The sequence below is a fragment of the Methylobacterium sp. J-030 genome, from assembly GCF_022829545.1.
Lineage (GTDB): Bacteria > Pseudomonadota > Alphaproteobacteria > Rhizobiales > Beijerinckiaceae > Methylobacterium.
In genome coordinates this window covers 49095-75363 of the sequence record NZ_JAKSYM010000402.1, presented here as the reverse complement: position 1 = coordinate 75363, position 26269 = coordinate 49095, and the positions used below count along the sequence as shown (strand labels likewise).

The 26269-nt window shown below is 69.4% G+C and carries 28 protein-coding genes; 22 read left to right on the top strand and 6 right to left on the bottom strand.

The features are described 5' to 3' along the window. Positions 1-15: 15 nt before the first annotated feature. The 17 genes from MKK75_RS32780 (at position 16) to dprA (ending at position 16573) form a co-directional block, all read left to right on the top strand. Entirely contained in the window at positions 16-840 is an 825-nt protein-coding gene (locus tag MKK75_RS32780) for a succinate dehydrogenase iron-sulfur subunit (RefSeq protein WP_244046649.1), read from the top strand. Between the two features lie 255 nt (positions 841-1095). After that, entirely contained in the window at positions 1096-1677 is a 582-nt protein-coding gene (locus MKK75_RS32775) for an AprI/Inh family metalloprotease inhibitor (RefSeq protein ID WP_244046860.1), read from the top strand. A gap of 87 nt (positions 1678-1764) precedes the next feature. Next, complete coding sequence (locus MKK75_RS32770) at positions 1765-3678, top strand: ABC transporter ATP-binding protein (RefSeq protein ID WP_244046648.1); 1914 nt, start codon at positions 1765-1767, stop codon at positions 3676-3678. Between the two features lie 78 nt (positions 3679-3756). Next, entirely contained in the window at positions 3757-5151 is a 1395-nt protein-coding gene (locus MKK75_RS32765; protein ID WP_244046647.1) for an MATE family efflux transporter, read from the top strand. 283 nt (positions 5152-5434) lie between these two features. After that, entirely contained in the window at positions 5435-6019 is a 585-nt protein-coding gene (gene petA, locus MKK75_RS32760) for a ubiquinol-cytochrome c reductase iron-sulfur subunit (RefSeq protein ID WP_244046646.1), read from the top strand. A gap of 13 nt (positions 6020-6032) precedes the next feature. Continuing rightward, on the top strand, positions 6033-7319 hold the full coding sequence (locus tag MKK75_RS32755) for a cytochrome b (protein WP_244046645.1): 1287 nt from the start codon (positions 6033-6035) through the stop codon (positions 7317-7319). A gap of 18 nt (positions 7320-7337) precedes the next feature. After that, positions 7338-8240: a cytochrome c1 gene (locus tag MKK75_RS32750; RefSeq protein WP_244046644.1), complete on the top strand. Its 903-nt coding sequence runs from the start codon at positions 7338-7340 to the stop codon at positions 8238-8240. Between the two features lie 293 nt (positions 8241-8533). Beyond that, entirely contained in the window at positions 8534-9409 is an 876-nt protein-coding gene (locus tag MKK75_RS32745; RefSeq protein WP_244046643.1) for an S-methyl-5'-thioadenosine phosphorylase, read from the top strand. 82 nt (positions 9410-9491) lie between these two features. Beyond that, the gene (gene hisB / locus MKK75_RS32740; RefSeq protein WP_244046642.1) at positions 9492-10079 is read left to right on the top strand and encodes an imidazoleglycerol-phosphate dehydratase HisB; all 588 of its coding nucleotides are present in this window, start codon (positions 9492-9494) and stop codon (positions 10077-10079) included. A 68-nt stretch (positions 10080-10147) separates the two neighbouring features. Further along, positions 10148-10633, top strand: a complete 486-nt coding sequence (locus MKK75_RS32735) for a DUF2628 domain-containing protein (RefSeq protein ID WP_244046641.1) — start codon at positions 10148-10150, stop codon at positions 10631-10633. A gap of 19 nt (positions 10634-10652) precedes the next feature. Beyond that, positions 10653-11312 (top strand): imidazole glycerol phosphate synthase subunit HisH, encoded by a 660-nt coding sequence (hisH, locus tag MKK75_RS32730; RefSeq protein WP_244046640.1) that lies wholly within the window; start codon positions 10653-10655, stop codon positions 11310-11312. Between the two features lie 31 nt (positions 11313-11343). After that, complete coding sequence (gene hisA, locus MKK75_RS32725) at positions 11344-12087, top strand: 1-(5-phosphoribosyl)-5-[(5-phosphoribosylamino)methylideneamino]imidazole-4-carboxamide isomerase (RefSeq protein ID WP_244046639.1); 744 nt, start codon at positions 11344-11346, stop codon at positions 12085-12087. A gap of 40 nt (positions 12088-12127) precedes the next feature. Further along, complete coding sequence (locus MKK75_RS32720; RefSeq protein ID WP_244046638.1) at positions 12128-12607, top strand: DUF29 domain-containing protein; 480 nt, start codon at positions 12128-12130, stop codon at positions 12605-12607. A 10-nt stretch (positions 12608-12617) separates the two neighbouring features. Beyond that, the gene (gene hisF / locus MKK75_RS32715) at positions 12618-13421 is read left to right on the top strand and encodes an imidazole glycerol phosphate synthase subunit HisF (RefSeq protein ID WP_244046637.1); all 804 of its coding nucleotides are present in this window, start codon (positions 12618-12620) and stop codon (positions 13419-13421) included. Beyond that, complete coding sequence (locus MKK75_RS32710) at positions 13418-14722, top strand: dihydroorotase (protein ID WP_244046636.1); 1305 nt, start codon at positions 13418-13420, stop codon at positions 14720-14722. Before hisF ends, MKK75_RS32710 begins: the two co-directional genes overlap by 4 nt. After that, complete coding sequence (gene plsY / locus MKK75_RS32705) at positions 14722-15324, top strand: glycerol-3-phosphate 1-O-acyltransferase PlsY (RefSeq protein ID WP_244046635.1); 603 nt, start codon at positions 14722-14724, stop codon at positions 15322-15324. The genes MKK75_RS32710 and plsY overlap by 1 nt, the downstream gene beginning before the upstream one ends. Before the next feature lie 37 nt (positions 15325-15361). Next, complete coding sequence (dprA, locus tag MKK75_RS32700) at positions 15362-16573, top strand: DNA-processing protein DprA (RefSeq protein WP_244046634.1); 1212 nt, start codon at positions 15362-15364, stop codon at positions 16571-16573. On the opposite strand, the gene ruvX is transcribed toward dprA, so the two are convergent. Further along, positions 16563-17066, bottom strand: a complete 504-nt coding sequence (gene ruvX, locus MKK75_RS32695) for a Holliday junction resolvase RuvX (protein WP_244046633.1) — start codon at positions 17064-17066, stop codon at positions 16563-16565. The genes dprA and ruvX overlap by 11 nt on opposite strands. Continuing rightward, complete coding sequence (locus MKK75_RS32690) at positions 17063-17632, bottom strand: SMI1/KNR4 family protein (protein ID WP_244046859.1); 570 nt, start codon at positions 17630-17632, stop codon at positions 17063-17065. The genes ruvX and MKK75_RS32690 overlap by 4 nt, the downstream gene beginning before the upstream one ends. A 118-nt stretch (positions 17633-17750) precedes the next feature. On the opposite strand from MKK75_RS32690, the gene MKK75_RS32685 reads away from it, so the two are divergent. From MKK75_RS32685 to gatB, 5 genes are all read left to right on the top strand, one after another. Further along, complete coding sequence (locus MKK75_RS32685) at positions 17751-17930, top strand: hypothetical protein (RefSeq protein WP_244046632.1); 180 nt, start codon at positions 17751-17753, stop codon at positions 17928-17930. Between the two features lie 102 nt (positions 17931-18032). Further along, positions 18033-18320 carry an Asp-tRNA(Asn)/Glu-tRNA(Gln) amidotransferase subunit GatC gene (gene gatC / locus MKK75_RS32680; RefSeq protein WP_244046631.1) on the top strand — a complete coding sequence of 96 codons (288 nt, stop codon included), beginning with the start codon at positions 18033-18035 and terminating at the stop codon, positions 18318-18320. A gap of 72 nt (positions 18321-18392) precedes the next feature. Beyond that, a complete protein-coding gene (gatA, locus tag MKK75_RS32675) occupies positions 18393-19871 on the top strand; it encodes an Asp-tRNA(Asn)/Glu-tRNA(Gln) amidotransferase subunit GatA (protein WP_244046630.1) in 1479 nt (492 codons plus the stop codon). Beyond that, a complete protein-coding gene (locus MKK75_RS32670; protein WP_244046629.1) occupies positions 19868-20167 on the top strand; it encodes a hypothetical protein in 300 nt (99 codons plus the stop codon). The genes gatA and MKK75_RS32670 overlap by 4 nt, the downstream gene beginning before the upstream one ends. 214 nt (positions 20168-20381) lie before the next feature. Beyond that, positions 20382-21854, top strand: coding sequence for an Asp-tRNA(Asn)/Glu-tRNA(Gln) amidotransferase subunit GatB (gene gatB, locus MKK75_RS32665; RefSeq protein ID WP_244046628.1), 1473 nt, complete (start codon positions 20382-20384; stop codon positions 21852-21854). Between the two features lie 681 nt (positions 21855-22535). On the opposite strand, the gene MKK75_RS32660 is transcribed toward gatB, so the two are convergent. The 4 genes from MKK75_RS32660 to MKK75_RS32645 form a co-directional block, all read right to left on the bottom strand. Beyond that, the gene (locus MKK75_RS32660) at positions 22536-22676 is read right to left on the bottom strand and encodes a hypothetical protein (protein ID WP_244046627.1); all 141 of its coding nucleotides are present in this window, start codon (positions 22674-22676) and stop codon (positions 22536-22538) included. A gap of 267 nt (positions 22677-22943) precedes the next feature. Continuing rightward, the gene (locus MKK75_RS32655) at positions 22944-23990 is read right to left on the bottom strand and encodes an HlyD family secretion protein (protein ID WP_244046626.1); all 1047 of its coding nucleotides are present in this window, start codon (positions 23988-23990) and stop codon (positions 22944-22946) included. Further along, positions 23990-24184 carry a DUF1656 domain-containing protein gene (locus MKK75_RS32650; protein WP_244046625.1) on the bottom strand — a complete coding sequence of 65 codons (195 nt, stop codon included), beginning with the start codon at positions 24182-24184 and terminating at the stop codon, positions 23990-23992. The genes MKK75_RS32655 and MKK75_RS32650 overlap by 1 nt, the downstream gene beginning before the upstream one ends. Before the next feature lie 32 nt (positions 24185-24216). Further along, a complete protein-coding gene (locus MKK75_RS32645; RefSeq protein ID WP_244046624.1) occupies positions 24217-26253 on the bottom strand; it encodes an FUSC family protein in 2037 nt (678 codons plus the stop codon). Positions 26254-26269 lie beyond the last annotated feature (16 nt).

Below are 26269 nucleotides of genomic sequence, written 5' to 3'. Positions count from 1 at the left end.
AAGCCGTCGAGACACATGGCTCAGTTCAACCTCCCGAAGAACTCCCAGATCACGCAGGGCAAGGCCTGGCCGGCCCCTCCGGGCGCCAAGAGCCTGCAGACCTTTAAGGTCTATCGCTGGAACCCGGATGACGGGGCCAACCCGCGGATCGACACCTATCAGGTCGATCGCGAGGATTGCGGCCCGATGGTCCTCGACGCCCTGCTGTGGATCAAGAACAAGGTCGATTCGACCCTTGTCTTCCGCCGCTCCTGCCGCGAGGGCATCTGCGGATCGTGCGCCATGAACATCGAGGGGCAGAACGCGCTCGCCTGCACGATGGGTATCGATGAGTGCAAGAAACCCGACAACGCCCTGCCGGTGATGACCCGGAAGGACAAGGACGGGGCAATCCGGATCTATCCGCTGCCGCATATGCCGGTCCTGAAGGACCTCGTGCCGGATCTCACCAACTTCTACGCCCAGCACGCGGCGATCGAGCCGTGGCTGCAGACCGAGACTCCGGCCCCCGAGAAGGAGTGGCGGCAGACCCCCGAGGACCGTTCGCGGCTCGACGGGCTCTACGAATGCATCCTATGCGCGTGCTGCAGCACGTCCTGCCCGAGCTACTGGTGGAACGGCGACAAGTTCCTGGGCCCGGCGGCTCTGCTTCAGGCCTATCGCTGGCTGATCGACTCGCGCGACGAAAATACCGGCGACCGGCTCGACAACCTGCACGACCCGTTCCGGCTCTATCGCTGCCACACGATCATGAACTGCGCCAATACCTGCCCGAAGAGCCTCAATCCCGCGAAGGCGATCGCCGAGATCAAGAAGATGATGGTCGAGCGCGCGCTCTGACGACGCACAGCGCGACGGGCCGAAATGGATACCAGTTCGGCCCCGGAAAGCGTGTCACGCGAGAAAGCTGAAGCCGGTCGCGATCGGGGCCGGCTCCGGACTTGAGGCCTGACAGACACACCAGCTCGAAAAGACGCCGTTTGCGCGGCGGACTCCGCGACCGTCGCGAGGGGCGCCTTGCGGTCAGCGCATTTGCCGCCGAGTCAGGAGGGAAGCGTGAAAGCGCGCCTCCTCATACCTGACCCAAGTGGACCGATGCTGCGCCCGAGCCTGTCGACGTTCGCCGTTCTCTGCCTCGCCGCCAGCCTCGGGGCCTGCGCGTCGAGCAGGCTCGACGGGCCGCGTACCCGGGCGCCCCAGCCCGGCCTCGACGCGGTCCAGGCCGTCCCATCCGGGACGGTGACGGCGGCTCCGCTCGCCCCCCCGCCGGGCGTCGCAGCGAGCCCCGACGCACCGCCTCCGCCCCCCGGCCCGCAGGCGGCGCTGTCGCCCGCCGCGCCGACGGTGATCCCCGAGCCGGTCGCCCCCCCGCCCCCGCCGCCGCCGGTCATCGCCACCGGGCGCGCCGCCGTGGTCGGAAGCTGGGATGCCCGGGACGCGACCGGCGCGAACTGCAAGGTCACGCTCTCGAGCGCCCCGGCGCTGGATCTCTACAAGGCGTCCGCCGCCGCCTGCCCGAACAAGGATCTGGCCAAGGTCTCGGCCTGGGATTTCCGGGACGGCGAGGTCTACCTCTACCAGCCGGGCGGCAGCGTGGCGGCGCGCCTGCGTCAGGGCGGTGGCGGTCTGGAAGGCGCGCTGACCAAGTCGGGCGCCGCCCTCGCGCTGAACCGCTGAGCCGAGTGGCGCGACCTCCGCGCGCGGTTGGCGCAGCGCGCGGTGCGCTTACATGAAGGGTCCCCGTAGCGTCACGCCCAAGGCTTCATGTTTCTCGATTGGCTCGAGCGCCGCGTCGACCCGTTCGCGCCCTTCGACGAGCCGCTGATGCCGCCGCGCTCGGTGCTCGGCTTCGCGTGGTTCTATCTCCGCCCGATCCGTGCTGCCCTGGCGGCCCTGTTCGTGATCGCGGTCGTCGCCGGCACGATCGAGGCTTCGCTCTACCTCGTGATGCGGTGGTTCATCGATCTGCTCGGTTCGGCCGATCGCGCCACGGTGCTGTCGGATCACGCGACCGGCCTCGAGCTTTCGGTGATCCTGATCGCGGTCATCCGACCGGCCTCCATCTGGGCGCATGAGGTGCTGTCCAACCAGCTCATCGTGCCGCAATCGACCAGCCAGATCCGCTGGCGGGCGCATCTCTACACCCTCGGACACGCGCTCTCGTACTTCCAGGGCGATTTCTCCGGGCGCCTGGCCAACCGCGTCGTGCAGGTGGGACCGGCGGTGCGTGAACTCGCCGTCGTGTTCATCGATACGCTGCTCTACGTCGCGATCTACGCGGTGACCGCGGTCGGGCTGTTCAGCTCGATCTCGCCGTGGCTGGTCTTGCCGGTGCTGCTCTGGATCGGCGCCTATACGTGGCTCACCACGTGGTTCGTGCCCAGGGCGCGGGTCCGCTCGCACAAGACCGCCGATACGCGCTCGACGCTGATCGGCCGCATCGTCGACAGCTACACCAACATCCTGACCGTGAAGCTGTTCGCCCGGGATCGGGAGGAGCGGGCCGCCGTCCGCGACGCCGTCGAGGTCCATACCGAAGCCTACTTGCACCAGTTCCGGCTGGTGACGCTGACGACCAGCCTGCTCGGCCTGCTCAACAGCGCCCTGCTGATCGCCACGGGCGCGGCCTGCCTCGTCCTCTGGCGCGACGGCGGCATGACCACCGGCGAGGCCTCAGCGGGGCTCGCTCTGGTGCTGCGGCTCATCGCCATGTCGGGCTGGGTCATGCAGACCGTGCGCGGCGTGTTCGAGAATGTCGGCGTGGTCCAGGAGAGCATGCAGACCATGGCGCGGCCGCACGCGCTTTTGGACGCGCCGGACGCGCGTGAGCTCGTCGTCACCGGCGGCGAGATCCGGTTCGAGACGGTCGGCTTCCATTACGGCCGCGGCGACGCCACGGTGATCGAGGACTTCTCGCTGGTGATCCGCCCCGGTGAGAAGGTCGGACTCGTCGGCGTCAGCGGCGCGGGCAAATCGACCCTTGCGAGCCTGCTGTTGCGCCTCTACGACGTCGAGAGCGGGCGCATCCGCGTCGACGGCCAGGACATCGCTGAGGTGACGCAGCAATCGCTGCGCGAAGCCATCGCGATGGTCAGCCAGGACACGTCGCTGCTGCATCGCTCGATCCGCGACAACATCGCCTACGGCCGCCCGGGCGCCTCCGAGGCGGAGATCGCGCAGGCCGCCCGGCTCGCCCATGCGGACGAGTTCATCGCCGATCTCGTCGACCACAAGGGCCGGCGCGGATTCGACGCCCAGGTCGGCGAGCGCGGCGTAAAGCTCTCGGGCGGCCAGCGCCAGCGGATCGCCATCGCGCGGGTGATCCTGAAGGACGCGCCGATCCTGATCCTCGACGAGGCGACCTCGGCCCTGGACAGCCAGGTCGAGGCGGCGATCCAGGACTCCCTAGACACGCTGATGGCCGGCAAGACCGTGCTGGCCATCGCCCATCGGCTCTCCACCATCGCAGCGCTCGACCGGCTCGTGGTGATCGAGCGCGGGCGGATCGTCGAGGAGGGGACGCACGCGGAGCTCGTCGGACGCGGCGGCGTCTATGCCGGCCTGTGGTCGCGCCAGTCGGGCGGTTTCCTGGCCGATCGGACGACGGTGGAGCCGCCCGCGGCCGAACATCCGGCGGACCGGCGCACGCGACAGGTTTCCGACGCATTGCGCGGGTAGGATACGATCCCGGAAGACGGTGGCCGGCGCGCGAACGCGGCCGTTCCGCCCAGATCCCTGACACACCAAGAGCTTTTCATGCCGGCACTCGACCTCGCGGGCCTTCCCGCGCGGGACGGGGCCCCGTTGCACCGCCCCTGGCTCCGCGAGCTGCGCGCGACGCTCGCGCTGGCCGGGCCGCTCGTGCTCATCAACCTCGCCCAGCACGGCCTGATCATGGCCGATGTCGTCATGCTCGGCCGCCTCGGCGCCGAAGCCCTGGCTGCGGCGACCCTGGCGCACGGACTCTACTTCATCCTGTTCATCGGCGGCCTTGGCCTGACCGGGACGGTGTCACCGCTGATCGCCGCGGCGCTCGGGCGCGATCCCGGGGCGACCGACGCCGCGCGCCGGACCCTGCGGGCGGGCTTCTGGGCCGCCAGCCTGGTGGCCGCGCCCGTGATGGTGCTCCTCTGGCACACAGGCTCCCTCCTCGCCGCGATCGGCGAGCCGCCGGCGCTCGCCGAGGCCGCGGGCGCCTACATGCGCGTCCTGCAATGGGCGATGTGGCCGGCCCTGCTGTTCATGGCCCTGCGGGGGGCGCTCGCCGCCGTGGAACGGCCGGGCTGGGCGCTGACAGCAAGCCTCTCCGCACTGCCCGTGAACGTCACCCTCGGGCTCTGGCTCGCCTTTCCCGCGGGCCTCGACCTCGGCATGGCGGGGGTCGCCGCCGCCACGCTTGGCTCGGCCGCGTTCAGCTTCGCCCTTCTCGTCACCGTGGTGTTGCGCGATCCGCGGCTCCGGGGCTACCGCCTGCTCCAGGGGTTCTGGCGGTTCGACCAGGCCGAGCTGGCCGCCGTGTTCCGCCTCGGACTGCCGATGGCCGCGACCGGCCTCGCCGAAGCGGGATTGTTCGAGGCGGCCGCCCTCGGCATGGGCCTGTTCGGGGCGAGCCAGCTCGCCGCCCACGCGGTGGCGATCCAGATCGCGGCCGTCTGCTTCATGGTGCCCAACGGCGTCGCCCAGGCCGCGACCGTGCGGGTCGGGCTCGCTTTCGGGCGCCGGGACGGGTCCGGCGTGCGCCGGTCCGGTGCGGTCGCCCTCGGGCTCGCCCTGGCGTTCATGAGCGTCTGCGCGCTCACACAGCTCGCCGTGCCGGAGCGGCTGACCGGCCTGTTCCTGAACCTCGGCGATCCGGCCAACGCCGCGATCCTGCCGATCGCGGTCGCCTTCATCGGCTTTGCGGCGCTCTTCGCGGTGGCCGACGGCGTCCAGTCGGTGGCGCTCGGGATGCTGCGCGGCCTGCAGGACACGCAGGTTCCGATGTGGATCGCGATCGGCGGCTACTGGGGCCTCGGCGTGCCGCTGGGCGCTGCTCTGGCCTGGGGTGCCGGCTTCGCGGGCTACGGCATCTGGATCGGCTTCTGCGCGGGCCTGTTCGCGGTGGCGAGCCTGCTGGTCCTGCGCTGGCGCCGACTCACCCGCGCCCCATGAGGCGGGAGCGGCACGACGACGGAGCCGGGCAACCCCGCATCGACCGGGCCGCGGCCGTGCGCGAGCGTGCCCAATCCGCCGCACGGCAGTAACATACAGCCCCGCTTCCCGTGCGAGATGCGCGGGCGGTTTGGCCGTTGGCTTGACTCCGGGCGACGGGCGGTCGCATTGCACAGTTTAGAATTAAAGTGCTGTGGTTCGGCCGAGCCGACAAACCCGCACGCCTGGCGGGCATCTCCCTCGTCCGACACGGTGAGGACCCGCTCTCTGGAGGTTCGAGACCTTGGCGAACACATCTGCCGCCGCTCCCGCGGCCCAGGGACATGACACCCATGGGCATGAGGGCAGCCGACGCGATTTCCTGTTTCTGGCCACCGGAGCCGCGCTCGCCGTCGGCGCCGGGGCGGCGGCCTGGCCGCTGATCTCCTCCATGGCGCCCGATGCCGACACGATCGCGGCCGGGGCGCCGATCGAGGTCGACCTGTCGCCGATCCAGGACGGTCAGATCGTCAACGTCTTCTGGCGCGGCAAGCTGATCTTCGTGCGCAAGCTCACCGCCAAGGAGGTGGGCGACATGAAGGCGGTCCCGCTCTCGGCGATGATCGACCCGGCGGCGTTCACGACCCGCGTGAAGAACGGCCACGACCAGTGGCTGATCGTCTACGGCAACTGCACGCATCTCGGCTGCGTGCCGATCGGTCACCAGGGCAATTTCGAGGGCTGGGCCTGCCCGTGCCACGGCTCGCAATTCGACGCGGTGGGCCGCGTGCGCCACGGACCGGCGCCGATCAACCTGCCGATCCCGCCCTACGCCTTCCAGACGGATGCCAAGATCCGGATCGGCGAAGGCGGCAAGGAAGCGGCCTGAGGAGGACGGAAGCATGAGCGGAACGGCCAGCACCTACGTCCCCAAGAGCCGCGTGGCGAAATGGTTCGAGGCGCGCCTGCCCATTGCCGGGCTGGTGCACTCGTCCTTCATCGCCTACCCGGTCCCGCGGAACCTCAACTACTTCTGGACCTTCGGCGCGATCCTCGCGGCCTTCCTGGGCATCCAGATCATCACCGGCGTCTGGCTGGCGATGCACTACGAGCCTTCGGCGACGGGCGCCTTCAACTCCGTCGAGAAGATCATGCGCGACGTGAATTACGGCTGGCTGCTGCGCTACGCGCACGCCAACGGCGCGTCGATGTTCTTCGTGGCGGTCTACGTCCACATGTTCCGCGCGCTCTATTACGGGTCGTACAAGGCCCCGCGCGAGGTGCTCTACATCCTCGGCGTCGTGATCTACCTGCTGATGATGGCCACCGCCTTCCTGGGCTACACGCTGCCCTGGGGCCAGATGAGCTTCTGGGGAGCCACCGTCATCACCAACATCCTGGCGGCGATCCCCGTGGTCGGCGACACGATCCAGACCCTGCTCTGGGGCGGCTACTCGGTCGGCAACCCGACGGTGAACCGCTTCTTCTCGCTGCACTACCTGCTGCCGTGGATGATCGCCGGCGTGGTCGTCCTGCACGTCTGGGCGCTGCACGTGACCGGTCAGAACAACCCGGCCGGCATCCCGATCAAGTCGGGCAAGGACGCGGTTCCGTTCACGCCCTACGCGACCATAAAGGACGTGTTCGCGACCTGCGTGTTCATGATCCTGTTCGCGTGGTTCCTGTTCTTCCAGCCGAACTTCCTCGGCCACGCCGACAACTACATCCCGGCGAACCCGGCCGTGACACCCGCGCACATCGTGCCCGAATGGTACTTCTTGCCGTTCTACGCGATCCTGCGGGCCATCCCGAGCAAGCTCGGCGGCGTCATCCTGATGTTCTCGGCTGTGATCATCCTGGCCTTCGCGCCCTGGCTCGACACGTCGCGGATCCGCTCGTGCAACTACCGGCCGATCTACCGCCAGTTCTTCTGGGTGTTCATCGGCGTGACGCTGCTGCTCGGCTGGCTCGGCTCGCAGCCCCCGGAGGGCGGCTACGTCATCGCCTCCCAGGTCTGCACCGCCTACTACTTCGCCCACTTCCTGATCGTCATGCCGCTCTGCGGCCTGTTCGAGACACCCAAGAAGTTGCCGGGCTCGATCCTCGAGAGCGTGACCGGGCCGGGCAAGCAGGTGAGCGGATCCGGCATGCCGGCGGGCGCCGCCGCCGCACCGACCACCAAGGGCTGACGGGCTGACGACAGGACCATGATGATGACCCGCGTCCTCTCGACCGCCGCCCTCGCGGCACTCCTGCTCGGCGCCGTGCCGGCCGCCGCCCAGGAAGGCCATGGCGGGCCGATCCCGGCCCGCATGAACTGGAGCTTCGCCGGCACGTTCGGCCGCTTCGACACCGCGCAGTTGCAGCGGGGCTTCCAGGTCTACAAGGAAGTCTGCTCGGCCTGCCATTCGATGAAGCTGGTCTCCTTCCGCAACCTCGCGCAGGAGGGCGGTCCCGACTTCTCCGCCGGTCAGGTCAAGGCGCTCGCCGCGACCTATCAGGTCAAAGACGGGCCGAACGATGCGGGCGACATGTTCGACCGCCCCGGCCGCCCGGCCGACACCTTCCCGCCGCCCTTCCCGAACGATCAGGCCGCCGCCGCGGCCAACGGCGGCAAGGCGCCCCCGGACTTCTCGGTGATCGCCAAGGCGCGGACGTTCTCCCGCGGCTCGCTCTACTTCCTCACCGACTGGCTGCCCCTGATCGGCTATTCCGAGCAGGGCCCCGACTACATCCACGCGCTGATCAACGGCTACGAGGATCCGCCCAAGGATTTCGCGGTGCCGGATGGCGGCCATTACAACAAGTACTATCCCGGCCACATCATCGCGATGCCGCCGCCGATCTCCGACGGGCAGGTGACCTATCCGAAGGACGACAAGGGTCAGCCGGTGGTGCCCGAGACCACCGACCAGTACGGCAAGGATGTCGCGGCCTTCCTGATGTGGTCGGCCGAGCCGCACCTGATGGACCGCAAGGCCCTCGGCTTCCGGGTGATCCTGTTCCTGATCATCCTGTCGGGGCTGCTCTACTACGTGAAGAAGAAGGTCTGGGCCGATGTCGGCGGTGAGGTCCACGGCCTCCAACCGGAGTTGCACAAGGCCTATTGAGGCCACGCCTCGGATCGACGACCTCGATGGGCCTCCCTCGCGGAGGCCCATCTTTTTTGGGCCGAGGCTCCGTGCTACCGCTCGGACCCCGCGAGAACCGGCCTTCCGACGACGCCTGTCCCGCCCACCACCTCATCCTGAGGTGCCGCGCAGCAGCCTCGAAGGAGGAGCCCAGAGACAACGCGTTCACTGGAGGCCGCCTTCGCGGCCTCCCTCTTCGCTCCGGCACCTCGGGTTGAGGTAGCGGATGGGACAGGCAGGCCCCAGCGCCGAGCCACGACAGGGAATCCGGTATGACGGCAGCGGTCCTGGGTGTGATGGGTGGCTCCGGCGTCTACGACCTGCCGGGGCTCGCGGATGTCCGCGAGGAGCACGTTGCCTCCCCCTGGGGTGAACCCTCGGACGCCCTGCGTATCGGCCGGATCGGCGACACCCAGATCGTGTTCCTGGCTCGCCACGGGCGCGGCCACCGCTACTCGCCCGCCGGCATCAACTACCGCGCCAATATCGACGCGATGAAGCGTGCCGGGGTCACCGATCTCGTCTCGCTCTCGGCCTGCGGCTCGTTCCGCGAGGAGCTGCCGCCGGGCCTGTTCGTGCTGGTCGACCAGTTCGTCGACCGCACCCATGGGCGCGCCTCCTCGTTCTTCGGCGACGGCTGCGTCGCCCACGTCTCGCTGGCGCACCCGGTCGGGCCGGGGCTCCAGGCGCGGATCGCGGCGGCCGCCAAGGCGGAGGAGATCGCGGTCCATCGCGGCGGCACCTACGTCTGCATGGACGGGCCGCAATTCTCCTCCCTCGCCGAGTCCCGGGCCTACAAGGCGCAAGGCTTCGACGTGATCGGCATGACCAACATGCCCGAGGTCAAGCTCGCCCGGGAGGCCGAGATCACCTACGCGACCATCGCGATGGTGACAGACTACGATTGCTGGCACCCCGGCCACGACGCCGTGGACGTGGCCGCGGTGGTGGCGGTGGCGCGGGCCAATGCCGACAAGGCGGCCCGGCTGGTGGCGCGGCTCGCCCATGACTTCCCGGCCGAGCGCGAGCCCTGTCCGGCCGGTTCGCACCGGGCGCTCGACGGGGCGATCATGACGGCGCCGGCCGTCCGCGACCCCGCGCTGCTCGCCAAGCTCGACGCCGTGGCCGGGCGGGTGCTGAACGGATAGGCAGCCACCCTTTTCTTTTCCGAAAGAGTCCCTCTAGAAGGCGCAGGCGGCAGCGGCCGCCCTCGACGCAAAGCCCGGACACATGCGCAGCGCCACCATCGCCCGGAAGACCGCGGAGACCGACATCGCGGTGACCGTCGCCCTCGACGGGACCGGCCGATCGACCATCGCGACCGGGATCGGCTTCCTCGACCACATGCTCGATCTGCTGGCGCGGCACGCGCTGTTCGACCTCGACGTGAAGGTCGACGGCGACCTGCACATCGATCAGCACCATTCCGCCGAGGATTGCGGCATCGCCCTCGGCCAGGCCTTCGCCACGGCGCTCGGCGACAAGCGCGGCGTGACGCGCTACGCCGACATCCACCTGCCCATGGACGAGGCGCTGACGCGGGTCTGCATCGACATCTCGGGCCGCCCGTTCCTCGTGTTCCGCACGACGTTCCGCGTGGAGAAGATCGGGCAGTTCGACACCGAGCTGGTGCGCGAGTGGTTCCAGGCCTTCGCGATGAATGCCGGCCTGACCCTGCACGTCGAGACCCTGTACGGCGACAACGCCCACCACATCGCGGAGAGCTGCTTCAAGGGGCTGGCTCGGGCCTTGCGGAAGGCGGTGGCGATCGATCCCCGGGAGGAGGGGCGCGTTCCCTCCACGAAGGGCACCCTGTAGAGCATCGTGTCGTCGCGCTCGCCGACCACTCCTGGGTGGCCTGAGAGCGCCGTTGTTGGAGTTCCGCGATGCGGATGCGCAGCTACACCCTCCACCTGTCCCCCGATGCCCGCCCCGGTGAGGGGATCGGCCTCGATCGGGCCGTGCTGGTGCCGGATAGATTCTCGTGGTCGGCCTTCGCGTTCTCGGTGCTGTGGTTCCTCTATCACCGCCTCTGGGTCGCAGCGCTGATCGTGCTGGTCGGCCTGATCGCGCTGGCCGGCGCAGGGATCTTTCTCGGGCTGCCGACCGGCGGCGGAGTGATCGCCACGCTGCTGGCCGGATGGCTGATCGGGTTGGAGGCGTCGAGCCTGCGTCGCTGGACCCTCGCCCGGCGGGGCTGGCCGGCGCGCGATGCCGTGATCGCGGGCAGTCCCGAGGAGGCCGAGGCCCGCGCGCTCAGCCGCTGGCTGGACGCAAACCCGGGAACGCCGCGTGCGCCGTTCCCGAGCGGCCCCAGCCGCCGCGGCGAGCCGGTGATCGGCCTGTTCCCGGCCCATGAGGGCGCCCGGTGATGGACCGGACGACACCCCCATGAGCACCGAGACGGTCGCGATCATCGATTACGGGTCGGGCAACCTCCACTCCGCCGCCAAGGCCTTCGAGCGGGCCGCCCGGGAGAGCGGGCGCGACGCGCGGATCTGCCTGACCGCCGATCCGGAGGTGGTCGCCAAGGCCGACCGCGTCGTCCTGCCCGGCGTCGGCGCCTATGCGGATTGCCGCCGGGGGCTCGTCGCCGTGCCCGGCATGGTCGAGGCGATGACGCAGGTCGCCCACCGGGACGGGCGGCCGTTCCTCGGCATCTGCGTCGGGATGCAGCTCCTGGCGACCCGCGGGCTCGAATACACCGTGACGCCCGGCCTCGGCTGGATCCCGGGCGATGTCGGCCCGATCAAGCCGTCGGATCCGGCGCTCAAGGTCCCCCATATGGGCTGGAACACCCTGCGGCCGGCCCGCGATCACGCGCTGCTCGCCGGCATTCCCACCGGGGAGGACGGCCTGCACGCGTATTTCGTGCACAGCTACGCGCTGTCGGCCGAAAGTCCCGACGACGTGGTCGCCCGCGCGGATTATGGCGGACCGATCACCGCCCTCGTCGCCCGCGGCAACGTCGCCGGCACGCAGTTCCACCCGGAGAAGAGCCAGCGGCTGGGCCTCGCGCTCATCGCGAATTTCCTGAGCTGGCGGCCCTGACGGCAACCCGACGAGAAGGACAGACACACCCGTGATCCTCTACCCGGCGATCGACCTCAAGGAGGGACGCTGCGTCCGCCTGATCCAGGGCGACATGGCCCAGGCCAAGGTGTTCGGCGACGATCCGGCCGCCCAGGCCGCGATCTTCGAGAGGCAGGGCTTCCCCTGGCTGCACGTGGTCGATCTCGACGGCGCCTTCGCGGGGGCCCCGCGCAATGCCGCGGCGGTGGACGCCATCTTGCAGCGCGTGACCATCCCGGTACAGCTCGGCGGCGGCATCCGCGAGATGAAGACCCTGGAGGGCTGGCTCAGCAAGGGCGTGGCCCGGGTGATCATCGGCACCGCCTCGGTGCGCGATCCCGGCTTCGTCCGCGAGGCCGCCCGCCAGCATCCGGGGAAGATCGCGGTCGGCATCGACGCCAAGGACGGGCGGGTCGCCGTCGAGGGCTGGGCGCAGACCTCCAGCATGACGGCGGAAGAACTCGGCCGCCGCTTCGAGGACGCGGGCGTCGCGGCAATCATCTACACCGACATCGCCCGGGACGGGATCCTGAAGGGCCTCAACGTGGAGATGACCCTGGCGCTGGCGCAGGCCGTACGGATCCCGGTGATCGCCTCGGGCGGCCTCGCTTCGATCGACGACGTGCATCGCCTCCTCCAGCCGGATTGCGCGCTGATCGCCGGCGCCATCACGGGGCGGGCGCTCTACGACGGCCGGATCGATCCGGAGGCTGCGCTGGCGGCGATCGCTGCGGCGCGCGGCCCGGCTTCGTGATAGATCCTTCCCGGTGGCCGCGCAGACTCGGGAGGCCTTGATGACGGCGGTGAAGGCCCGGCCCGCCTCGGCCGAGACGGCCTACGCGGACGATTTCTACACCTGGACCCAGGAGCAGAGCGCCCGGCTGCGCGCTGGCGACCTCTCGCGGCTCGACCGCGAGAATCTCGCCGAGGAGATCGAGAGCTTGGGCAAGAGCCAGTTCGACAGTCTGGTGAGCTTTTGGCGCATCGTATTGCTGCACATGCTGAAGTTCGATTATCAGCCGGAGCGCCGAAGCCGCAGCTGGACGGTCTCGATTCGGACCCATCGAAATCGAGCGGCAGACGTGCTTGAAGACAATCCAGGTCTCAAGGTCCGCCTTGCTCAAGCTTTGTCGCGCGCTTATCGCGATGCGCGAGAAGAAGCGGCTGCCGAGACGGGTCTACCGTTGGGGTTATTCCCGAAAGAATGTCCCTACACATGGGAGGAACTGCTGACGCGGTCTTTCTCCGCCGATCCAGAAGATACTCCGGACTGAAGAGCTGCCCGTGCTCAAGACCCGCATCATCCCCTGCCTCGACGTGAAGGACGGGCGCGTCGTGAAAGGCGTGCGCTTCGAGGGCCTGCGCGATGCCGGCGACCCCGTCGAGGCCGCCAAGGTCTACGACGCGGCCGGCGCCGACGAGCTCTGCTTCCTCGACATCACCGCGAGCCGCGAGGCAAGGGGCACGCTGCTCGACATCGTCAGCCGGACCGCCGAGGCCTGCTTCATGCCACTCACCGTCGGCGGCGGCGTGCGCGCCGTCGAGGACGTCCGCGCGCTGCTGCTCGCCGGGGCCGACAAGGTCGCGATCAACACCGCGGCCGTGAAGGACCCAGACCTCGTCGCCCGCGCCGCGGAAAAGTTCGGTGCCCAGTGCATCGTGGTGGCGATCGACGCCAAGCGCGTCTCTTCGCCCGGTGCGCCCGCCGCCTGGGAGATTTTCACGCATGGCGGCCGTGACCCGACGGGGATCGACGCCGTGGCTTTCGCGCGGCTCGTGGCCGAGAAGGGCGCGGGCGAACTGCTCGTCACCTCCATGGACAAGGACGGCACGCGCTCCGGCTACGATCTCGCCCTGACGCGGGCGATCAGCGACGCCGTCTCCGTGCCGGTGATCGCCTCCGGCGGGGTCGGCGGCCTCGACGACCTCGTGGCCGGCGTGGCCGAGGGCGGGGCCAGCGCGGTGCTGGCGGCTTCCATCTTCCATTTCGGGCAGGCGAGCGTCGCCGAGGCCAAGGCCCATATGGCGGCGGCCGGCCTCGCCATGCGCCTCGACGGCCCGGCCTCTTCCGCGAGGGCGCCCCTGTGAGCGACTATCTTCTATCCAACGCCAGCCTCCTCGACCCGTCGACCGGCCGCGAGACCACCGGTGCGGTCCTCGTGCGGGACGGCCGAATCGCCGACATCGTCGGCGGTGCCGCCCCCGGCACGCCGGACGGCGCGAAACGAATCGACTGTGCCGGCCGCGTCCTGACGCCCGGCCTCATCGACATGCGCGCCTTCGTGGGCGAACCCGGGGCCGAGCACCGCGAGACCCTGGCCTCGGCGAGCGCGGCCGCCGCCGCGGGGGGCGTGACCACCCTGGTCTGCATGCCGGACACCAATCCGGTGATCGACGGGCCGGCCATCGTCGACTTCGTGCTCCGCCGGGCGCGCGACACGGCGAGTGTCACCATTCTGCCCGCCGCCGCCATCACCAAGGGCCTCGCTGGACAGGAGATGACCGAATTCGGCCTTCTCAAGGAGGCCGGCGCCGTGGCTTTCACGGACGGGCTCCACGCCGTCAGGAACGCGCAAATGATGCGGCGCGCGCTGACCTACGCCCGGGACTTCGACGCGCTGGTGATGCAGCATGTCGAGGATGCCGACCTCGTCGCGGAGGGCGTGATGAACGAGGGCGAGCTTGCCACGCGCCTGGGTCTGATGGGCATCCCCCGCGAGGCCGAGACCGTGATGTTGGAGCGCGACATCCGCCTGGTGCGGCTGACCGGCGCCCGCTACCACGCCGCCATGATTTCCTGCGCGGATTCCGTCGAGATCGTCCGCCGGGCCAAGCACGATGGGCTGCCGGTGACGTGCGGCGTGTCGGTCAACAACCTTGTGCTGAACGAGAACGACATCGGCCACTACCGCACCTTCTGCCGGCTCTCGCCGCCCCTGCGCGACGAGGCCGACCGGCAGGCGGTTGTCCAGGCGCTGCGCGAGGGCGTGATCGACGTGGTCGTGTCCGATCACAACCCGCAGGACGTGGAGACGAAGCGCCTGCCCTTCGCGGAGGCGGCGGACGGCGCCCTCGGCGTCGAGACCCTGCTGGGCGCCGCCCTGCGGCTCGTCCACACAGGGGATCTCGAGCTGCCGAAGCTCATCGCCGCGCTGACGGTGAACCCCGCGCGGATCCTGGGACGGGAGGCCGGCCGCCTCGCGGTCGGCGCGCCGGCCGATCTGGTGCTGATTGATCTTGATCTGCCCTATGTGCTCGACAAGCGCCGGCTGAAATCGCGCTCGAAGAACTCGCCCTTCGACGAGGCGCGCCTCCAGGGCGCCGCCGTCCTGACGCTGGTCAGCGGCGCGGTCGTCCATGCGGCCGACGACCTGGCGGCGGCCGCGTGATGCCCCCGGACCTCGCGACCTGGGCCACCTTCGGCGGCCTCGTCCTCGGCTACGCCCTTGGCTCGATCCCGTTCGGCCTGATCCTCACGCGATTCGCCGGGCTCGGCGACGTGCGGGCGATCGGATCCGGCAATATCGGCGCCACCAACGTGCTGCGGACCGGCCGGAAGGGCCTCGCCGCCGCGACGCTGTTGGGCGACGCGCTGAAGGGGACCGCGGCAGTCCTGCTGGCCCGGAACCTGGGGGAGGGGCCGGCCCTGGCCGCCGGCCTGGGCGCCTTCCTCGGTCATTGCTTCCCCGTCTGGCTCGGCTTCAAGGGCGGCAAAGGCGTGGCCACCTTCATCGGCGTGCTCCTCGCCTTCTCCCCGCCGGCGCTTGGGATCTTCGCGCTGATCTGGCTCGGCCTCGCCTTCACGCTCAAATACTCGTCGCTGGCGGCGCTCGTCGCCTCGGGGGCGACGCCCCTGGCGCTCTGGCTCCTCGGCGCGCCGGCGCAAGCTGTGCTGTTCCTTCTGATGGGCGTGCTGCTATGGTGCAAGCATGCGCCCAACATCCGCCGGCTCGCGTCCGGCACCGAGGGGCGCATCGGCCAGAAGGGCTGAGCGCAGGCATGGGATGCGCGGTCCTTGGGGGGATCGTATGCAGCTCACCGATGCCCAGCGTCTCGATTGGCTGCGCCTGATCCGCACCGAGGGCGTCGGCCCGCGCAGCTTCCGCACGCTGATCAACCGCTTCGGCGGTGCGGCCGCCGCCCTGGAAGCCATGCCCGATCTGGCGCGACGGCAGGGCAAGCGGCTGGAGCCGCCGAGCCGGGCGCAGGCCGAGGATGAGATCGCGGCCCTGGCGCGCCTCGGCGGCCGGCTGATCGCCATCGGCGAGGCGGAGTACCCGCGCCTCCTCCAGCAGACCGACGCGGCGCCGCCGCTCCTGGCGCTCCGGGGCGCTCCGATCCTGAATCGTCCGGCGGTGGCCCTCGTCGGCTCGCGCAACGCCTCGACGGCCGGGCTCGCCTTCACGGAGCGGCTGGCCCGGGGCCTCGGCGAGGCGGGCCTGACGGTGGTTTCGGGCCTCGCCCGGGGTATTGACGCGCGCGCCCACAAGGCCAGTCTCCAGACCGGCACCGTGGCGGTGATGGCCGGCGGACAGGACCGGATCTACCCGGACAATCACGCTGCGCTGGTCGAGGCGATCCTGGGGGAGGGCGGGGCGGTTCTCGCCGAGATGCCCTTCGGATGGGTGCCGCGGGGGCGCGATTTCCCGCGGCGCAACCGCATCATCTCCGGCCTGTCGTATGGCACCGTCGTGGTGGAGGCAGCGCGCCGCTCCGGCTCGCTGATCACCGCGCGCTACGCCCTGGAGCAGAACCGAGAGGTGTTCGCGGTCCCCGGCTCGCCGTTGGATCCCAGGGCCGAGGGCACCAACGATCTGATCCGTCAGGGCGCCACGCTCGTGTCTGACGTGCCCCACATCCTCGACGTGCTCGGCCCGATCATCGAGCGCGGCCCGGACGCGGATGCGGCCCCGGCGCGGGACCGGCTGGACCTCAAGGAACAGCCGGATTTCTGGGACGAGATCGACCTGGACGCCCCGCATCCGGATGAGCCCGGGGGCCAAAGCCTGTTCCACCGGCCGATGCCCGGTCTCGCCGAGCGCCCGGACGATCCGCCGGAGCCGGCCGACGACCTCACCCGCATCGTCGCCCTGCTTGGGCCGAGCCCCGTCGGCACCGACGAACTCGCACGCACCGCCGGCGTCGGCATCCGCGTGGTGCAGACTGTCCTGCTGGAACTGGAACTCGATGGGCGGATCGAGCGCCACCGGAGCGGCGCGGTCTCGCTGCTCAGCCGCTGAACGGATCCGCGTCGGCTTCCTCCTCGTCGGCGAGGTGGCGCATCACGTCCAGGCAACCCTGGAGGATGTAGGCGGCGGCGAGCTTGTCCACGAGTTCGCCGCGCCGGGCCCGGGAGGCGTCGGCCTCGATCAGCGCCCGGGTCACGACCGCGGTCGACAGGCGCTCGTCGAAGAACACGTGGGGCAGGGGCAGGATCGGCGCGAGGTTGCGCATGAAGGCGCGGGTCGATTGTACCCGCGGCCCCTCGCTGCCGTCCATGTTGAGTGGCAGGCCGACCACGAGGCCGCCGACCGCGTGCTGCCGGCACAGGGCGGCGAGGCGCTGCGCGTCCGGCGTGAACTTCACCCGGCGGATCGTCTCCAGCGGCGTCGCGATCTGGCGGCCCAGATCCGACAGGGCGAGGCCGATCGTCTTGGTGCCGAGATCGATGCCGATCAGCCGCGCCCCGCCGCGTGAGGCGGCTGCAAAAGCGCGAAACGCGTCGTGGTTCATGAGTCAGCCTGCATACTGCGCATCAGGATGGCCTCCGTGACGCCCGCGAACCGCGCGGGCAGGGGCTCGAAACCCGGCCCGAGCACGAGGGCGGCGGCGGGGCCGGTGACCCGCGCGAAGAAGTCGGTGAGGCTCTCGCCGCCGAACCGGATCGTCTCCAGATCGGGGGCGAGCAGCCAGATGTCGTATTCCGGGCCGCCGCCGGTCACGTCCCAGAATAGCAGGCCGCCATCGTCGCCGCGTCCGAAGAAGCAGGCACGCTCGACCACGCCCGGGTCGCCGCCTTCGACGTCGAACCGGTGCGGTTCGGCCCCGTCCTCCAGCATCCCGATGGCGGACCCGACACTGTGTGCGATGACCCCCGCCTGCGTGATGAGATCGCTCGCCGGGTAGGGGCCCGGAACCGCGATCCTGAACTGCTCTCCGGCCAGCCCGACGCCGCAGGTTCGACAGAAGCTGCGGTAGGATTCGGGCAGCGCGAAGCCGAGTTCCGCAGCGGCGCCGTCGAGCCCCGCCTCATCCGACGCGAAGCCCGGGGACAGGCTGGTGAAGATCCGCTCCCACATCGATTCCGCTCTCTCATCCACAGGCTTGCGGCCCTCCGTAGATCGCCCCGGATGGACGCGGCGCCGTTCCCGTTTAGGTAGGTTAAAGCTTCGTTAAACCACCGTTCGGGTCCCCGCCTTGTCGACCACCGGCCAGCCCACCCGTTCCGCGGCCCCCATGCCGCGCAGGCATCGCCTGATGCTTCTGCTCGCCTTCGAGATCCTGGTTCTGGGGTTTACCCAGGCCGTGATGCAACCGGTTCGCCGGCCCGGCATCATTATCGAGATGTCGGTGACGCCGCATCACGTCGTGACCTGAATCCGGGACGGACCGCGCCGCGCGTTGCGGCGCGTCGGAACCCGGTGCTATAGCCCGGCCGATCCCGGGGGGCTGCTCCCGGACAGGGACGAACGGGACGGCATGTCGGTCGACGAGAAGACGGTTCGGCGCATCGCGCATCTGGCGCGCATCGCAGTCACCAACGACGAGGTCGGGCCGCTGCAGGGCGAGCTGAACGCGATCCTGGCCTTCGTGGAGCAGCTCGGCACCGTCGACGTGTCCGGCGTCGAGCCCATGACCTCCGTGACGCCGATGGCGATGAAGAAGCGCGCGGACGTGGTCACCGAGGGCGGCCGCGCCGCCGACGTGGTGGCCAACGCGCCCGAGACCGAGGACAATTACTTCCTGGTTCCGAAGGTGGTCGAGTAGGCCGGTTTCGGCGCGAATCGTGCGGACCGGATGTGTAGCGGGCGCGCTGCGGCGCGTGGGGACGGGAACAGCGTGACTCCGAACGAACTCACCCTGGCCGAGGCGCGCGACGCCCTCAAGGCGAAGCGGCTCTCGGCCCGCGAGCTGACGCAGGCGCATCTCGACGCGATCGAGAAGGCCCGCTTCCTGAACGCGTTCCTCCGGGAGACGCCCGACCGCGCCCTCGCGATGGCGGATGCCGCCGACGCAAAGATCGCCGCCGGCGCGGCGCGTCCGCTCGAGGGCATCCCGCTCGGCATCAAGGATCTGTTCTGCACCGAGGGTGTCACCACGACGGCGGGCTCCAAGATCCTGGAGACGTTCGAGCCTCACTACGAATCGGCGGTCTCGGCCAACCTGTGGCGCGACGGCGCGGTGATGCTCGGCAAACTGAATCTCGACGAATTCGCCATGGGCTCCTCGAACGAGACCAGCGCCTATGGCAACGTCGTCTCGCCCTGGCGGCGCACTGGCTCGGATGCGCGACTCGTGCCCGGCGGGTCCTCCGGCGGCTCGGCCGCCGCGGTCGCCGCACGGCTCTGCCTCGGCGCCACCGCCACCGACACCGGCGGCTCGATCCGCCAGCCCGCCGCTTTCACCGGCACGGTCGGGATCAAGCCGACCTACGGGCGCTGCTCGCGCTGGGGCACGGTGGCGTTCGCCTCCTCCCTCGACCAGGCTGGCCCGATCGCGCGCACGGTGCGCGACTGCGCGATCCTGCTCGGCTCCATGGCCGGGGCGGATGCCCGCGACACCACTTGCGCCGATCTCGCCGTACCCGATTTCGAGGCGGCTGTGACCCGCGGCGTGAAGGGGCTGACCATCGGCATCCCGAAGGAGTACCGGGTCGACGGCATGCCGGCCGACATCCAGAAGCTCTGGGACGCGGGCGCCGCGTGGCTGAAGGCGGCCGGCGCGACCCTCAAGGAAATCTCGCTGCCGCACACGTCCTACGCGCTGCCGGCCTACTACATCGTGGCGCCGGCCGAGGCTTCCTCGAACCTCGCCCGCTACGACGGCGTCCGCTACGGCCTGCGGATGCCCGGCAAGGACATCGCCGGGATGTACGAGAATACCCGCGCCGCCGGCTTCGGCCGCGAGGTGAAGCGCCGGATCATGATCGGCACCTACGTGCTCTCGGCGGGCTACTACGATGCCTATTACGTCCGGGCGCAGAAGATCCGCACGCTGATCAAGCGCGACTTCGAGGCCGCCTACGCGGACGGTGTCGACGCGATCCTCACCCCCGCCACCCCGTCGGCCGCTTTCGGCATCGGCGAGAAGGCCTCCGCCGACCCAGTGGAGATGTACCTCAACGACGTGTTCACCGTGACGGTGAACATGGCGGGGCTCCCGGGCATCGCGGTGCCGGCGGGGCTCGACGGGCAGGGGCTGCCGCTGGGGCTCCAGCTGATTGGCCGGCCCTTCGACGAGGAGACGCTGTTCGCGGTGGCCCAGGTGATCGAGGATTCGGCCGGGCGGACCAACCTGCCCGAGCCGTGGTGGGCATGACCGTCCCCTACTATCCCTGGACGGTCTGGATCTGGGCCGGGTTCGATCCGGCGCTGATCGTGGTGGCGGTCTATCTCGGCTGGACCGCGAGCCAGTTCGGCAAGGTGTTCATCGCGGCGATCGCGGCGCTCGGCTTTTCGGTGCTGTTCTCCTACGCGGTGAGCGCCGCCGGCATCCCCTGGCCGGCGCCGGTCACCCATGATGGGCCGACCTTCTTCCCGGTGCGAGCCGTCGCGGCTCTGCTCTGGGCGATCGTCGGCTACGGCGCGCGACGCGCCGTCGGACGCCGCGCTTGATCTTTTCGCGCCGCGGCCCGTAAGTGACCGCACGACCTTGATCCCCTTCGCGACCTCATCCTGAGGTGCCGGAGCGCAGCGGAGGCCTCGAAGGAGGCCTCCAGCCAGCCGCGCGATCCCTGGAGCCCTCCTTCGAGGCTGCTGCGCAGCACCTCAGGATGAGGTCGCGGGTGGGAGGATACCGCCGCCACGCTCCTCTCTCGACCCAACGACCATGAACGCACCCGTCGACCCCAAGAAGCTGATCAAGGGCGGCCTCCACGATTGGGAGGTGATCGTCGGCATGGAGATTCACGCCCAGGTCTCGAGTCAGGCCAAGCTGTTCTCCGGCGCCTCCACCGAGTTCGGCGCCGAGCCGAACGACCACGTCTCGCTGGTCGATGCGGCGATGCCGGGCATGCTGCCGGTGATCAACGAAGAATGCGTCGCCCAGGCGGTGCGGACTGGACTAGGCCTCAAGGCCCGGATCAACCTGCGCTCGGTGTTCGACCGGAAGAACTACTTCTATCCGGATCTGCCGCAGGGTTACCAGATCTCCCAGTACAAGGACCCGATCGTCGGCGAGGGCGAGGTGCTGGTCGACATGGCTGACGGCTCATCGATCACGGTGGGCATCGAGCGGCTGCACCTGGAGCAGGATGCCGGCAAGTCTCTGCACGATCAGGACCCGACCCGCAGCTTCGTCGATCTCAACCGCTCGGGCGTGGCGCTGATGGAGATCGTCTCCCGGCCGGACCTGCGCTCGTCGGAGGAGGCGAAGGCCTACGTCACCAAGCTGCGCACGATTTTGCGCTATCTCGGCACCTGCGACGGCGACATGGAGAAGGGCTCGCTGCGCGCCGACGTGAACGTCTCGGTGCGCCGCCCCGGCGAGCCGCTCGGCACCCGCTGCGAGATCAAGAACGTCAATTCGATCCGCTTCATCGGGCAGGCGATCGAGACCGAGGCGCGCCGCCAGATCGCGATCCTCGAAGATGGCGGCACGATCGATCAGGAAACCCGCCTGTTCGACCCGGCCAAGGGCGAGACGCGCTCGATGCGCTCCAAGGAGGAGGCGCACGATTACCGCTACTTCCCCGATCCGGACCTGCTGCCGCTCGAGTTCGATCAGGCCTTTGTCGATACGCTCGCGGCGGGCCTGCCGGAGCTGCCGGACGCCAAGAAGGCGCGGTTCGTGGCGAATTACGGGCTCTCGCCCTACGATGCCGGCGTGCTCGTCGCCGAGCGAGCCTCGGCCGACTACTACGAGGCGGTCGCCAAGGGCCGGGACGGCAAGGCCGCGGCCAACTGGGTCATCAACGAGCTGTTCGGCCGCCTGAACAAGGAGGGCCTGTCGATCGAGGTGAGCCCGGTCTCGGCCGCCCAGCTCGGCGCCATCGTCGACCTGATCGGCGAGGGCGTGATCTCGGGCAAGATCGCCAAGGACCTGTTCGAGATCGTCTGGACCGAGGGCGGCGATCCGCGCGCCCTGGTCGAGAGCCGCGGCATGAAGCAGGTGACCGATACCGGCGCCATCGAGGCGGCCATCGATCAGATCATCGCCGCCAACCCCGACAAGGTCGCCCAGGCCCGGGAGAAGCCGACGCTGCTCGGCTGGTTCGTCGGTCAGACCATGAAGGCGACCGGCGGGAAGGCGAATCCGGCGGCGGTGAACGCGCTGCTGAAGGCCAAGCTCGGAATCGCGTGAGCGGTTTCAGCACGGACGGTCTTCCCATCCGTGCCCTCATCCTGAGGTGCCGAAGCGGAGCGTAGGCCTCGAAGGACCCTCCAGAAGTCTCGCGATCCCTGGATCCCTCCTTCGAAGCCCGCTGACGCGGGCACCTCAGGATGAGGGTGCGGGTTGGATCGCGGGTCCCGCGCGTTGGGGGGACAACGCGCAGCGTTCCTAACCTTCTGCCACGACGAAATCCCGTCGCGGCCATGCCGGGCAGGTGAGAGCATTCAAATCCTCAAACAAGAAACCGCGGCGGAACGGCTCAAGTCGGGGCCTTTCGCGCATTCGAAGGCGTGCCGTGTCGGCCGCTTCTGCGCCCCTGGAGCCGCTTCCGTCCGGCTGTCCGTGTGGTGCCGCTGAATCTCGGGCCGGACTGGTCCCGGAACCGTCTAGGCGGCGTTTCGCTGCGGTGGAGTCATCCCTGTCTCCTCCAGCTTCAGCCGATCGTAACCGTTGCGAAGCCCGATCGCGTCAAGGTTTCCGGCCGATCTGTGCCTGCATTCGCGAAGCACACTGTGAGACTGCGCCCGTCATTCCGACAGGTCAACCGCAAATTTGCCAGCGGAATGCTTTTTCGACGATGCCGGGTCCCCGACGCAATGCAAGGTGAGCCAGCGCAACGACTTGGATCGATCGTGCGGCGGTGCGGAAACGTCAGTCACGCCCCAATGATTTGTCGGCTTCCACATCGTTCCCGACCGGAAAGCGGTTGCCCCGGTCGAAGGACTCGTCCGTGTCGCCGCGCAGGTCGACGCCGTCGGCCTGCGCGGCGGCTCGGCCGGAGAGCGGCTTCATGGCGAGGGTTCAAGTCGAGGATCGCGGTCGAGACCTTCCGGACCTGACCGGTGATCGCCACGTCCGCACAGAGCTTGCGAAGGTGTCGGCCGACTCGGTCGAGACAGCCGACAGGTTCCAGAACTCGAAAGCAAATATCGCCACCTTCAGGCGCTCGGCCAGCAGAACGGCCGTGGCGGCTGTGATCCGGATGCTGGGCAACTGCCGGGCTGTCGCTTCTGCGGAGACGCCACGACGAAACGGTTCGAAGTCACATCCGGCATAGCGTCAGCGCCGGTCCGCCTCCACGGTGGGCGCCTGCATCAGGGCGGAGACGCGGTCGCGCAGGTCCATGAACCAGGTCGGGGCCGGCGCGCGGCCGCCATTGACCACCACGGTCGCGGTCATGCCGGCGATCAGCGGGATCTCCGGCGGAACACGATTGATCCGGATCCGGACGGGGACACGCTGCGCCAGCCGCACCCAGGTATAGACCGGGTTGACGTCCGGCAGGCCCTGCGTGCTGGCCGCTGCGTTCGCCGTCGAGATGCCGAGGGTGATGCTTTCGACGGTTCCGGTGAGGCGGGGATCGAAGCCCATCAGCTTCACGTCGGCGCGATCCCCAACATGGATGTTGGGCATCTTGGTTTCCTCAAAATAGCCGTCGATCCAATACGAATCGGTATCGAGCACGCTGATGTTCGAGGTCCCGGTCCGCGCGTAGTCGCCGACCCGCATCAGAAGGTTGGTGACGCGACCGTTGACGGTGGACTTCACCTGCGTGCGTTCGAGATTGACCTTGGCCTGGCGCAGTTGCGCCTGAGCGCTCTCCAAAGCGGCCGCGGCGATCTTCGCCGTACCAGCATATTGCTGCTTCTCCTCGACTGAAGTCGAGACCGTGGTCAGCGCCTGCCGCCGGGCCGACTGGGCGTTCTTGACCTGCAGATCGGCCTCGCGGTTCTTCACTTCGGCATCGGCCAAGGTGAGCGAGACTTCGAAATCGACGGGATCGATCACGTAGAGCACATCGCCCTTGCGCACGTTCTGGTTGTCGTGAACCCGCACTTCCACGATCTGGCCGGCGACCTGCGGTGCGATGTTGGCGACCTGCACCCGCACTGTCCCGTCGCGCGTCCAGGGTGCGGCCACGTAGAACTCCCAGACGTAGGCGGCGGCCACGAAGGCGACGAGCAGCACAAGGCCCGTGGCGATCAGACGAAACACCTTCGCAGCCCGGCCCCGGCGCGGGACGACCGGCAGGAGATCGCGGTGATCTGCCGTGTCCGGACGGGTCGCCGGCTTGGGATCGTCCTCGTCGGCGGTCGTTTCGGGCATCAGAGCAACGCGATGAGGAGAGCGAGAACACAGACGTAGATGCCGGCCTCGGCGAGCGGGGCGTTGGCAACGTAGCGGCTGAGGCGAATGCGGGCGAAGACCCAGCGCAGCATGAGGAGGATGACGAACGCCGCCAACGCGTAGGCGACGAACGAAGAGATCAGCACCCCGCCGATGTGAATGTCCTCGTACATGGCCGTGCCGAAAAATCCTCTGTGCCCATTAATTAGAACACCGCGATGCCGAGACGATGGAGGAATTTCCGGTATCGGGCGACCGTCCGGGCTGCCGTGATGAGGTCGCTGGCGGCGCGCGCCGTCGTCAGGCGGACGCTCCGTCCCTGCCCGGACGCGGCGCGGATCAGGTCGCGGGCCGCCGTTTCGAGGGTCCGATCGTCGGCCGCCGCGAGTCCGCTCCGCGCGCGTCGGATCGCATCCTGCAACGCCGTCACCGACCAGAGACGGCGCAGTTCCGCATGGGAGCGCGCCGCCGCCGCCTCCAGCCGGGCCAGCGCGAAGGCATGCGAGAGGCTTGCCCGCCGCACCGCGCCGCTCCCCGAGCTGTAACCGGCGAACTGAGAGAGGCGGTCCGCGTTCAGGCTCGTGCGCGTCGTGGCATCGCCGCCCTCTCCGACGAGGGCATCCGCCAGCGCCCGTCGGGCGGAATCGAGGGCGAACACGCGCTGCTGGGCCGGCGTTACCGGGATCACGAGGCGGACGACGATCGACAGGATGATGGCGGCAACCACGACCAGGAACGCGTTCAGCAGGAAGGTCTGCGCGTCGTAGGTCTGTGGGTTCGAGGGGCCGAGCAGCACTGGAAAGAACACGATCAGGATGAAGCCGATGCCAAAAGTCTTCGGGTTCAGCGACAGGAAACAGCCGAGGAAGATCACGGGCGCCATCACCATGGCGAGCATCGGGAACCCCTGGACGCCGTTGAGGAAGGCGAAGCGCGCGACGCCGGCGAAGGTCGCGGCGAGGATCATGCCGATCACGACGCCGTTGGCGAATTTCTTCGGATCGGGCGTCACCGAAGACAGGGCCGCGGTCGCCGCCACCTGGACGAGTGCGAAAGAGGCCTGCGGCAGACCGAGCGCCACGAAGGTGGCGGCCGTGGCGGCGAAACCCACGGCGACCCGGAGGGCACCGCGCAGGGCGACCGGAAAATCGCGATGGGTCGGCAGGCGGGCATCGCGCAGGGGTTCATGGCCGTCCGCCACCGCCCTGATTCCATCCTGCGCGAAGGTCGCCGCGCAGACGAAATCGAGGGCGCGCTGGAGCACCACCACCTCGTCGAGCGGCCTTCGGCCATCACGGATCGCGGCGTCCACCAGATCGCGCATGCGCTCGTCGTCCCGGTCCAGGCTGTCGGGATCGGGCGCGTCGGCGACACGGCGGCAGATCGCCATCGCCTCGGCGACCGCGGGGCTCGGATCGCGCAGGCAGGCGGCTGCGGCGGCCACCGTCCGGATCGAGGCCGCCATCACGTAGAGGGCCGCGATGCAACTGCGCGCGCCCGCAGCGCGAGCGGGACCGTCGTCGAGCTCGCCCGCGATGGCGCTGGCATCGGCCCGCATCGGCGCGATCGTCCGGATCAGGGCGGCGGTGCGCGCGGCGCCGAGATCGCCCTGGGCCAGGGACTCGTGGGCATAGGCGCGCGTCCCATCCCAGGCCTTTCGAAGCTGCGGCAGCAGCGCCCGCCACGTGCTCGGGGAGGCGAGGGCGTCGTTGATGAAGGTGATCGCCACGATCCCGAGCACGATCACGGCCACGCGGGAGACGGCCGCGTCGAACACGCCCTGGGGGTCGCTGATCTGTCCGAGGGCGATGATGGCCACCGTGTAACCCGACAGCATCGCGCCGTAGGCGCGGGTATCCTGGAGGTACTGCGCCACGAACACGCACAGGCCGAGCCAGACCGCGACGCTCACGAACAGCAGGACCCTGTCCTGCCCGAACAGGGCGACGACGACGATCGACACCACGGCGCCGATCAGCGTGCCGAGCAGGCGATACACCGCCTTGGAAATGGCCTGCCCCCGCTTCGGCTGGGCGAGGATCGCCACGCATGTGGCGGCCGAAGACGCGCTGTCGAGCTGCAGCCAGAAGGCCGCCGCCAGTGCCAGCATCATGGCGATCCAGATGCGCGACGCGAAGGCCCAGGCGGCCGGCTTCGGCACCCAGGCGTCGAGGACCGCGATCAGGCGATCGATGAACGCATCCGACTTCGGACCCGTGCCGGAAGCCGAGACCTCAGCCATGCCGCGACTGGCCGGG

Bases quoted from the DNA above. Each gene is read 5' to 3' on its own strand.
- gatB (WP_244046628.1), top strand. From the start codon at position 20,382: ATGAACGCACCCGTCGACCCCAAGAAGCTGATCAAGGGCGGCCTCCAC.
- MKK75_RS32660 (WP_244046627.1), bottom strand. From the start codon at position 22,676: ATGAAGCCGCTCTCCGGCCGAGCCGCCGCGCAGGCCGACGGCGTCGAC.
- MKK75_RS32645 (WP_244046624.1), bottom strand. From the start codon at position 26,253: ATGGCTGAGGTCTCGGCTTCCGGCACGGGTCCGAAGTCGGATGCGTTC.
- plsY (WP_244046635.1), top strand. From the start codon at position 14,722: ATGCCCCCGGACCTCGCGACCTGGGCCACCTTCGGCGGCCTCGTCCTC.
- MKK75_RS32735 (WP_244046641.1), top strand. From the start codon at position 10,148: ATGCGGATGCGCAGCTACACCCTCCACCTGTCCCCCGATGCCCGCCCC.
- MKK75_RS32745 (WP_244046643.1), top strand. From the start codon at position 8,534: ATGACGGCAGCGGTCCTGGGTGTGATGGGTGGCTCCGGCGTCTACGAC.
- hisB (WP_244046642.1), top strand. From the start codon at position 9,492: ATGCGCAGCGCCACCATCGCCCGGAAGACCGCGGAGACCGACATCGCG.
- MKK75_RS32655 (WP_244046626.1), bottom strand. From the start codon at position 23,990: ATGCCCGAAACGACCGCCGACGAGGACGATCCCAAGCCGGCGACCCGT.
- MKK75_RS32650 (WP_244046625.1), bottom strand. From the start codon at position 24,184: ATGTACGAGGACATTCACATCGGCGGGGTGCTGATCTCTTCGTTCGTC.
- MKK75_RS32775 (WP_244046860.1), top strand. From the start codon at position 1,096: ATGCTGCGCCCGAGCCTGTCGACGTTCGCCGTTCTCTGCCTCGCCGCC.
- MKK75_RS32770 (WP_244046648.1), top strand. From the start codon at position 1,765: ATGTTTCTCGATTGGCTCGAGCGCCGCGTCGACCCGTTCGCGCCCTTC.
- MKK75_RS32670 (WP_244046629.1), top strand. From the start codon at position 19,868: ATGACCGTCCCCTACTATCCCTGGACGGTCTGGATCTGGGCCGGGTTC.
- MKK75_RS32750 (WP_244046644.1), top strand. From the start codon at position 7,338: ATGATGATGACCCGCGTCCTCTCGACCGCCGCCCTCGCGGCACTCCTG.
- MKK75_RS32780 (WP_244046649.1), top strand. From the start codon at position 16: ATGGCTCAGTTCAACCTCCCGAAGAACTCCCAGATCACGCAGGGCAAG.
- gatC (WP_244046631.1), top strand. From the start codon at position 18,033: ATGTCGGTCGACGAGAAGACGGTTCGGCGCATCGCGCATCTGGCGCGC.
- MKK75_RS32720 (WP_244046638.1), top strand. From the start codon at position 12,128: ATGACGGCGGTGAAGGCCCGGCCCGCCTCGGCCGAGACGGCCTACGCG.
- MKK75_RS32690 (WP_244046859.1), bottom strand. From the start codon at position 17,632: ATGTGGGAGCGGATCTTCACCAGCCTGTCCCCGGGCTTCGCGTCGGAT.
- MKK75_RS32765 (WP_244046647.1), top strand. From the start codon at position 3,757: ATGCCGGCACTCGACCTCGCGGGCCTTCCCGCGCGGGACGGGGCCCCG.
- ruvX (WP_244046633.1), bottom strand. From the start codon at position 17,066: ATGAACCACGACGCGTTTCGCGCTTTTGCAGCCGCCTCACGCGGCGGG.
- MKK75_RS32755 (WP_244046645.1), top strand. From the start codon at position 6,033: ATGAGCGGAACGGCCAGCACCTACGTCCCCAAGAGCCGCGTGGCGAAA.
- hisH (WP_244046640.1), top strand. From the start codon at position 10,653: ATGAGCACCGAGACGGTCGCGATCATCGATTACGGGTCGGGCAACCTC.
- dprA (WP_244046634.1), top strand. From the start codon at position 15,362: ATGCAGCTCACCGATGCCCAGCGTCTCGATTGGCTGCGCCTGATCCGC.